Consider the following 5,307-nt stretch of genomic DNA (forward strand, 5'->3'; position numbering starts at 1 on the left):
AAGAAAAAACAACTCATCTCCTTTCTATCCTGCAAGAAATTCAGCAGCAGATCAATAAAATTGAGAATCAGGATGCTATGATTGAAGGATTTGGAAAAATGTCTGGAAGAATACAGGAATTGAATCTTTCCTAAGATCAATTTTTCTTAAACGTATTCTGTGGGATTATATTACTTTTATCAACGGGCGATCTGTAATCAGATATTTCTATAAAAAAAGAATAAAAACCTAAAACTTGAAACTTAAAATTTAAGAAGGGTTCTCGACTAGACTAAGTTGAGATTTTAGAAATTCTATTTCTTTTATTGTGATTTCTGTAAGAAAACTATTGGATTCATGTTCTTTTTGGAGAAGATTAGGGATAGGAGAACGATCTCCTTCGTGTAAAGCTGTAAGTGCTATTATGCGAGCAGTAATGAGATGCATTCTTTTGCGAAGATCTTTTTCTGAAAAAGATCCGGATTTTTGAGACAATATTTTGGAAACATCTTCTATTTGAATGCGAATATTATGAATCATATCGGAATCTGGATGATCTGATTTGTTGTTGGTTTTATTTTTGGAAAGCAAGATTTTCCCCTCCATCGAAGTCCTGTTTACATGCTTCTGATTCGTTTTTAATAATCATTGCCATCTATTCTTTAGGAGAAATAAAAAACAACGGGCAATATATAGTACAAAGCCTTGAAAAATAACTATTTTACTCATAGTGGAATCCACGTAGGATTGCGAGTTACTACTATGTAACCAGCGCCCATGCCGAGATGCATTCCAATTCCACTGCAAATGGGTACAATGAGGATCAATTTATTGACAAGAATTGCCATTTCAAATCCGGCGACAAAGAAAGCTGAACCGCTGAAACTACCATATCGTCCATATATTGATTCGATATCGGGAAGATTATAGACCAACATCATGCAACGTGCACCACTTCCGCCTAGGGAAACTCCCAAAGAGGGTCCTTTCCAGAACAAACGATGCATCCCTAGATTCTTGGTGCTCAGTATGCCTTTGCCATATTTAATGCTTGCAAAGAAAGAAGCGGAAATTTCCTCTCCTAAAATATAACCGTTTGGCATACCATAAGACTGAAATGCTTTTTCTATGGATTGTGCTAATCCCTGACTAAGAGATCCAAAAAAACGTTTTCCTGTCAAGGATATTTCATGAGGAGAATATTTATGACTATCAGGATTTTTTGCAAAAACAGGAGCTTTCATCCACAGAAGAGTGAGCAAAACAACTATTAGCAAACAGATAGTCCTATTATAATGCTTAAAGTTGCTTTTGTTTGGTTTCTTTTTTTGTTTGCAACACATTCTATATAATTCGATTAAGATGGCATTCAACTTGCTAGAACAATCTAACAAATAGTCCACTGGATACAATAGCATTATAGGGTATTTAAACAGAAAATTGCATTGAAAGGATTTCCTTTGATGCTATTAATTTTCGACTAATCTTTGAGGAGAAAATTTTGGTGGTGAAAAAGATAGATTTCAATCTTTCTTCCAGTGATTTGTCTGCATTGCTTTGCAGTCGTATTTGTCACGATATCATTTCTCCAATAGGGGCAATTAATAATGGTTTAGAGTTATTAGATGAAGAGGGATTAGAAGATGACGCTATGGAGTTGATTCGTTCTAGTGCCGCGAATGCAACTGCTCGTCTTAAATTCGCAAGGATAGCTTTTGGGGCTTCTGGTTCCATTAATGCTCCGTTTGAACTCAGTGAAGCTGAAGAAGTTATAAAAGATTTTTCTGCTATTGATAATAAGATTGCGTTGTCATGGACAAGAGAAAAAATTACTCTACCTAAGCAAAAGATTAAGCTATTGCTTAATCTTTTTATGATAGCTTATGTTTCCCTTCCGAGGGGTGGTAACTTAGAAATTTTGGTCAAAACTTCGATTGATGAGGAATGCTTTTTCTTGAATATTCGTGGTAGTTTGGTACGGCTTCCTGAAAAATTTATCCGGATTCTATCAGGAGAAATGGATTTTCAGATTACTGCGCATGATGTTCAATTTTATTATACCGCATTGTTAGCTTGTGAGAGTGATATGGCTTTATCTTATCGATTTATTGATGATCAGAATCTTGTATTGATTGCTTGTAAGTGCACTGAAGATAGGGATAAATTGGATAATATGTAATCCATATTTATTTCATTTAATCTATATAAGTAGTGATGATTTAGGATTTTTATGAGATAATAATGGAGACGTTGTTAACTATATAAGGATTGTATTTTTATGCTAAATCTTCTGTTGGTTGATGCTTCCAACGTCGTTAGAAAAGTTGGTAGACGATTATTTAGTGAATTTGGCTTTGCAGTTTGCGAGGCAGCTAATCTTCACGAAGCAAGGGAATTTTGTAAAGAAGGATCTTTGCCGGATTATATCATTATTGATGAAGCTATGGCAGAAAGTCTGGAATTCATTGCAGATCTTCGAAAAATTCCTTTGGGGAAGAATGTTTTTGTTTATTGCCTTCTTATTGAGGTGGATTTCAAAAAGATGATTTCTGGAGCAAAAGTCGGAGTGAACGACTTTTTATTGAAACCTTTTAACCGTGAAACTCTTCAATTTGCACTTAGGGATTTGCCGCAAATGAAGAAATTTGCGTTGGCATAGCAAAGATGCAACCCGATCTAATAAGATAGGGAAATTGCGTTAAAATTTTCTAAGAAAAACGTGCACGGCACGTGCACGCATAGGGAAAGGATGTTATCCTCTTTTCTCTGTGGAAGAGAGAGATAAAACGAGTTTATTGTGAGAGCTATGCTGTCTCTAGATAAGCAGGGCTCTCAGTTTCCCGCAAGACATATCCGCGACCCCAAACTGTTTCTATGTAGTTTTTTCCTCTCGCGGCATTACTAAGTTTCTTGCGTAATTTACAAATGAAGACATCGATGATTTTTAATTCTGGTTCATCCATGCCACCATAGAGGTGATTTAAGAACATTTCTTTGGTTAAAGTTGTGTTTTTACGGAGAGAAAGCAACTCTAACATTTGGTATTCTTTGCCGGTTAGATGGACTCTCTGTCCTCCAACTTCAACAGTTTTTGTGTCAAGATTAACGACTAGATCGCCAGTAATAATCACCGACTGGGCATGTCCTCTGGATCGACGTACGATTGCATGGATTCGAGCTACAAGTTCGTCCTTATTGAGAGGTTTTCCTATATAATCATCAGCCCCATATCCTAACCCACGGACTTTATCTTCTATGCTGGACATGCCAGAAAGTATGCATACGGGTGTTGAAATTTTGGCCAATCGGAGTGTGCGCAACACTTCATATCCAGAGATATCTGGTAAGTTTAGATCAAGAAGGATGATATCGTAATCGTAAATTTTTCCTAAATCCACGCCATCTTCACCTAAGCTAGTGATGTAAACATTAAAATCTTCCGATTTTAACATAAGCTCAATGCTATGCGCCACAGCGCTGTCATCTTCAATAAGTAGAATTCGCATTAATCATCTCCCTTTATTAATACATCGTCTAGGGATTCGAACTTGTTTCCCTCAATATAACGAACTGTCTACTCATCAGCTGACTTGGATGGGCAATAAACCAGTTAAGACAGAATAAACCATCCCGGAATATTTGCGATCTCCTGAGATGTTTCTTCACAAGACTGAAATATAACATACCGTGACAATTCTCCTATCATGCCAGTCCTGTTATAATCTACCTTTTTAGTAAAAAATTCACCTTTATTTTTTTAGAAGAGTTCGTTTACCACCTTTTAAGCTGTAATATCCTATTATTAACCATGCTCGTAAACGAAAGGTTACCATTTATAGGTTTTTGTATAGGTTAGTTTCAGAATTTTATCAATCTTAAGTGAAAATTCTGTATTGGAAGTTAATCCTGCCGTATTTTTAGGATGTTTTGCGCGTATTGGAGTAAAACGCATGAGATTGCAAGAACAGAAAGAACGTTTGAAAAAATTTCAAGCTAACGATAAGAATCGCCAATTGCGACAAGTGCGGGCTATGGTGATGGAATTTAAAAGAATGGTTGGCGATTTGGAAAAACAAATTTCTCTAGAAGAAAGACAATCAGGAATTTATGATACAAGACACTTCGCATATTCTACTTTTGCCAAGTCTGCGCGCCAGAGGGCGGACAATCTTTTTGTTTCAATAAGAGAGCTTCTTCTTCAACAGGAAGTTCTTGAATCTGATTTGGAAAAAATAGAATCGGAAAACAATAGTCTTTCCGTACTTGAAAGATGCAATAAGATGAAAAGGATTCGTGCGTAATTGTAGAAGGAATTATTTCCAATTTGAAATGCGTCCCTAAGATTATTACTTAAAACATTGAGTAGTAGGGGGGGGGAAGATAGAGAGGATTACTCTTTATCTATACTTCTTGATTTGGATTGTAGGCAACAAATCATCATTACCTATCTGAGAAGTGCCGTCCCCACAAATGCAATTCAAAATATTGAATAAGTAGGGAGGCTTAGATAGAGAGGATTACTCTTTATCTATACTTCTGGATTTGAGTTGTGCGCAATCCGGCAAGACCATATTGAAGAATTGATGATTGCCACGAAAGAAACTCTTCTACGGTAAGAGTATAAAGATTACAAGCTTCTTCAAGGCTTAACAACCCGCCTTGAACTGCGGCTACAACCTCTGCTTTTCTTCTAATAACCCACCTTTGTGTATTGGGTGGGGGAAGATTTGCTATAGTAAGAGGACTCCCGTCAGGTCCGATTACGAATTTCACACGGGACTGTAATTTTTCGGTCATTGTACTCTCTAACAACACAAACTAAAGACCATAACTTTTATAGGAGTGTAGTATATGAGACTTAAGGAATAACTAATATTACATAGTATAACGACATAAAAAATCACAAAAAAAACATAAAAATCGTTTTTTGAAGTAGTGTTAAATGAATTTTTAAAAAAAAAATATTGTTAGGAAGAATGTTTGTTTAAAAAGATAATTTCTTTGAAATAGTTTTTTTTGCCAGAGGTTGCCTTGTAGGTTTTTTGATTGTTGTCTTTAATCTAAGCTATCATATTATATGATTGTGACTTCTTTCAGGGCTAGAAGAAAGATGATATCCTTAAGTTTATAAAGAATAAGAGGGATTTTCATCTAGGATGATTGATAGCAATAATAGTTTTTCTACGATTGATTCGATATCGGGCATATCACGATTTCTTTCGGTTTTAGCTTAGGTTTTTTAATCATTAACAAAATACGTTTCAATGCAACAATTCAGCTATTTTGCCGATATCTCGATTGGATCTATAATTGTCGTTATTTTTTTTT

General features: G+C 35.6%; 7 protein-coding genes. 3 read left to right on the forward strand and 4 right to left on the reverse strand.

Annotation, left to right across the window (positions count from 1 at the left end; translation table 11 throughout):
• Positions 1-249: 249 nt before the first annotated feature.
• Entirely contained in the window at positions 250-570 is a 321-nt protein-coding gene (locus tag H0G72_RS05465) for a hypothetical protein (protein ID WP_182017765.1), read from the reverse strand.
• Between the two features lie 134 nt (positions 571-704).
• Complete coding sequence (locus H0G72_RS05470) at positions 705-1,256, reverse strand: DUF1134 domain-containing protein (RefSeq protein WP_259345167.1); 552 nt, start codon at positions 1,254-1,256, stop codon at positions 705-707.
• A 227-nt stretch (positions 1,257-1,483) separates the two neighbouring features.
• Between H0G72_RS05470 and chpT the strand changes: the two genes are divergently transcribed.
• Positions 1,484-2,158: a histidine phosphotransferase ChpT gene (gene chpT / locus H0G72_RS05475; RefSeq protein WP_182017767.1), complete on the forward strand. Its 675-nt coding sequence runs from the start codon at positions 1,484-1,486 to the stop codon at positions 2,156-2,158.
• Positions 2,159-2,257: 99 nt separating this feature from the next.
• A complete protein-coding gene (locus tag H0G72_RS05480; protein ID WP_182017768.1) occupies positions 2,258-2,638 on the forward strand; it encodes a response regulator in 381 nt (126 codons plus the stop codon).
• A gap of 145 nt (positions 2,639-2,783) precedes the next feature.
• On the opposite strand, the gene ctrA is transcribed toward H0G72_RS05480, so the two are convergent.
• Positions 2,784-3,485, reverse strand: a complete 702-nt coding sequence (ctrA, locus tag H0G72_RS05485; protein WP_182017769.1) for a response regulator transcription factor CtrA — start codon at positions 3,483-3,485, stop codon at positions 2,784-2,786.
• Between the two features lie 444 nt (positions 3,486-3,929).
• On the opposite strand from ctrA, the gene H0G72_RS05490 reads away from it, so the two are divergent.
• Positions 3,930-4,280, forward strand: coding sequence for a hypothetical protein (locus H0G72_RS05490; RefSeq protein ID WP_182017771.1), 351 nt, complete (start codon positions 3,930-3,932; stop codon positions 4,278-4,280).
• Between the two features lie 223 nt (positions 4,281-4,503).
• Here H0G72_RS05490 and sciP read toward each other — a convergent pair whose 3' ends face one another.
• On the reverse strand, positions 4,504-4,776 hold the full coding sequence (sciP, locus tag H0G72_RS05495; protein ID WP_182017770.1) for a CtrA inhibitor SciP: 273 nt from the start codon (positions 4,774-4,776) through the stop codon (positions 4,504-4,506).
• Between the last annotated feature and the right edge of the window lie 531 nt (positions 4,777-5,307).

The organism is Candidatus Liberibacter sp. (assembly GCF_014048425.1).
In the GTDB taxonomy this organism is placed as follows: domain Bacteria; phylum Pseudomonadota; class Alphaproteobacteria; order Rhizobiales; family Rhizobiaceae; genus Liberibacter.

What these genes read in the sequence shown, in the direction of transcription:
- sciP (WP_182017770.1), bottom strand. Translation starts at nt 4,776, where the DNA reads ATGACCGAAAAATTACAGTCCCGTGTGAAATTCGTAATCGGACCTGAC.
- H0G72_RS05490 (WP_182017771.1), top strand. Translation starts at nt 3,930, where the DNA reads ATGAGATTGCAAGAACAGAAAGAACGTTTGAAAAAATTTCAAGCTAAC.
- ctrA (WP_182017769.1), bottom strand. Translation starts at nt 3,485, where the DNA reads ATGCGAATTCTACTTATTGAAGATGACAGCGCTGTGGCGCATAGCATT.
- H0G72_RS05480 (WP_182017768.1), top strand. Translation starts at nt 2,258, where the DNA reads ATGCTAAATCTTCTGTTGGTTGATGCTTCCAACGTCGTTAGAAAAGTT.